At 60.0% G+C, this 3,110-nt stretch carries 4 protein-coding genes; 2 read left to right on the top strand and 2 right to left on the bottom strand.

Annotated elements, in window-relative coordinates:
* On the top strand, window positions 1-1,163 hold a 1,163-nt coding region (locus AUR66_RS10560), incomplete at its 5' end, for an ABC1 kinase family protein (protein WP_058572391.1).
* A gap of 83 nt (window positions 1,164-1,246) precedes the next feature.
* On the opposite strand, the gene AUR66_RS10555 is transcribed toward AUR66_RS10560, so the two are convergent.
* Window positions 1,247-1,792, bottom strand: coding sequence for a hypothetical protein (locus tag AUR66_RS10555; RefSeq protein ID WP_231727827.1), 546 nt, complete (start codon window positions 1,790-1,792; stop codon window positions 1,247-1,249).
* Window positions 1,793-2,002: 210 nt separating this feature from the next.
* Here AUR66_RS10555 and AUR66_RS10550 point away from each other — a divergent pair, with 210 nt between their 5' ends.
* On the top strand, window positions 2,003-2,698 hold the full coding sequence (locus AUR66_RS10550; RefSeq protein ID WP_058572389.1) for a cob(I)yrinic acid a,c-diamide adenosyltransferase: 696 nt from the start codon (window positions 2,003-2,005) through the stop codon (window positions 2,696-2,698).
* Window positions 2,699-2,724: 26 nt separating this feature from the next.
* Here AUR66_RS10550 and AUR66_RS10545 read toward each other — a convergent pair.
* Window positions 2,725-3,110 (bottom strand): universal stress protein (locus tag AUR66_RS10545; protein ID WP_197409736.1); only part of this gene is annotated, 386 nt, incomplete at its 5' end.

Raw genomic sequence — 3,110 nt, 5'->3', positions numbered from 1 at the left:
GCCGTCCGAACGTCGTCGACATCATCGACGTCGACCTGCGGGTCGTCCGCCGACTCCTTCCGATCGTCACCGCTATCGCGCCGAGACGGCACCGCTTTTCGCTTCGAAATCTGGCGGACGACTTCGAGCGTGTCATCACGGAAGAACTCGACTTCGCCCGCGAAGGGCGGATGATGGAAGAGATTCGAGCCAACTTTGCCGACGAAGACGAAGTGAGAATCCCGCGGTTGTACCCAGAGGTGTCCTCTGAACGAGTTATCACCATGGAGTACGTCGAGAGTACCAAAATCATCGACCTGGACGAACTGCGAGCAACCGGGTTCGACCCGGTGGCAATCGCCCACGACATCGCTGACGCGTACTTCAAGATGGGAATCGAAGATGGGGTGTTCCACGCAGACCCCCATCCCGGTAACCTCGGCGTCGACAACCGGCGACGAATCGTCTTTTACGACTTCGGGATGACTGGTCGGTTCACGCCAGAGATGCAAGATTCGGTCGTGAACCTCTACCTCGCCGCGATTGCTCGGGACACAGAGCAGATGACGGATGTCCTCATCGACCTCGGCGTCCTCGACAGCACTGTCGACCGGTCGGCCATGGACCAAGTCCTCGAATTAGCCATCGAAAATCTCGAGGGAAAGGGAATCTCTGACTGGCGCACCCTCATGCTCGAAGTGAACGACATCCTCCACGAGTTCCCGTTCCGTATCCCGCCGGACGTCATGCTCCTCATCCGAGTCGGAACCGTCAGCGAGGGCGTCCTCCGCCAACTCGACCCCGAGTTCGACATCCTCTCCGCAGCACAGGAGTTCCTCATGGCACATGGATACCGCGAGCGTGGCGCAACGATGTGGTTCGAAGGTATGCGTGGCGATGCGACGACATCAGCCCGGTCGACCGTCCGTATCCCAGCGAAACTCGAACGGGTTCTCGATACGGTTCAGCGTGGGGAACTCGAAGTCGAAGGCTTGCAGTTACAGCAACCGCTCGTCGCAACTGGGCGGGTACTGGCGTACGCACTAATTACGGCCTCGTGGGTCATTGGGTCGGCGATACTGACAGACGTCAGCCCACTTTTCGGTGCCGTGGGGTGGGGGATAGCACTCGTGATGACTGTCGTGTTCATCGTCGCACTCCACAATGCGCGAAGCAGAGAGTGAATACTCCCAGGAACTTACTGACGGCGATTTCCATACACTCGGGTGACACAGCAGTACTTCTCAGGGACCCCAACGTCGGGTGGTCAGTCTGCCGACGTGAGGTTCTGCAACATCCGCTCTCCGAAGAGGACTACGAGGACGGCACCGAAGAGGTTGAACACGAGGTCGAGTGCCGTATCTGCCTTGCCGTAGGAGACGAGAATCGGTTCGATTCCCAGACGCTTGGCACCGAAGTGAATCGCGTACTCGGCGAACTCCCACACGATACCGAGGCAGACGATAGCAGCGACGACGCGGGGCCGTGGGTCCTTCCCACGCCGCTGCGAGACGATATGGACGGCACCGCCGACGACTGTCGCCGAGTGTGTGTGCGTGAGGTGGTCCCACCACCACACGTCGTCGTACGGGCCGAGCATTCCGACCGAGTGTGTGAGCATGGCGGACTCGACGTAGATACGCTGCCACGGTCGAAACTCGGTTCCGAACACTCGTTCGAGTATCCGAGGGACGAACGTTCCGACGAGTGAGATGGCGGCGTTCACCACCGCTGCCGGTTTCCGACGGCGAATTCCCTCGACGAATACGGCGACGATTGCGAATCTGATTCCGCGTTCGACGAGTACCGGCACTGAGGATTTGTTTGACTCCGTCACGCGTATTGTTCCCACTAATTGTTACAGCGATGAGATAAAAATGTTGACACGGTTGGACCAGTCCAGTGTCTTGCCTCCTGTCCCGTGTCTGTCCGTCCCGGTCCTGATTCAATACAACTTTTGCTAACGAAATTGAACTTGATTTCGTGTACGAACTACTGTCGACGCAGAGTGGGAGGGTAGCGAATGACTGATCCTCAGGATACCGACCCAGCGTCGGTCCGAAAGAACACGCCTGGGCGTGGTGTCCGCCCGGAGGCGACGGCAATCGACCCCGCCGCACCCGACGAATTCGGCCTCGTGCAGGTGTGGTGGGGTGACGGAAAGGGGAAGACGACTGCCGCACTCGGCATGGGATTTCGCGCTGCCGGTCACGGCTATCGCGTCCACATGCTCCAGTTCATGAAGGGAGGGGCAGACTCTGTCGAAGCAGTCCGCGGCGAGTACAACGCAATCGCGGCGATGCCTGGGTTCTCCTACGAGAACCTCGGTCACTACGGGTGGGCAGGACTGAAAGACGGGAGCGACGACGCTGACCACGCAAAACAGGCAGATGCCGGATTAGCGCGAGCGAAGGAACTCGTCGCCGGGTCGGCCGACGCGGACCTCACGGAACCACTCGACCTCGACGGAGACCCCGAAGACGGTGTCCACTTCCTCATCCTCGACGAGATTCTCTACGCCGTCGCGATGGACCTCCTCTCCGAGGACGACGTGCTCGAACTCGTCGAAGAAAAGCCGGAGAATCTCGAACTCGTCCTGACCGGAAGTCACGACAACCCGACGTATCTGCACGACGTGGCGGACCTCGTGACGAACGTTCGAAAGGTGAAACACCCAATCGACAGTGGACAGCGCGCACGAAGAGGAACCGAATACTGAACGGGGGCACCGCTATTTCCACGTCGTCATTGGTCGGCGTCTGGTGCGACGGTAATGACTGGAACCGGCACGTTCCTGACAGTCTTCTCGGCGACGCTTCCGAGGAGAATCCGGTCGACGCCACTTCGGCCAGTCGTTCCCATGACGACTGCGTCGACGTCGTGTTCGTCGACGAACGCGAGAATCTGGTCACTCGGGTCTCCGTGTTCGACGTGCTCGACGACGTTCGAGACACCGAGTTCGCGAGCGTCGGAGGCGACAGACTCGATGGCGTCGGTGGCGGCCTGTTCGTACTCCTTTCCGGACACCATCGAGCGAACGTCGGGGCCGAGTGATGTATCGTCGACGACCGAAAGGACGTGGACAGTCGCGTCGAGTGCGGCAGCGAGGTCGAGGCCGTGTCTCGCGGCGG

The organism is Haloferax profundi (assembly GCF_001469865.1).
Classification (GTDB): domain Archaea; phylum Halobacteriota; class Halobacteria; order Halobacteriales; family Haloferacaceae; genus Haloferax; species Haloferax profundi.
The sequence above is the reverse complement of the archived record's forward strand: the minus strand, read 5'-3'. Positions and strand labels throughout refer to the sequence as shown.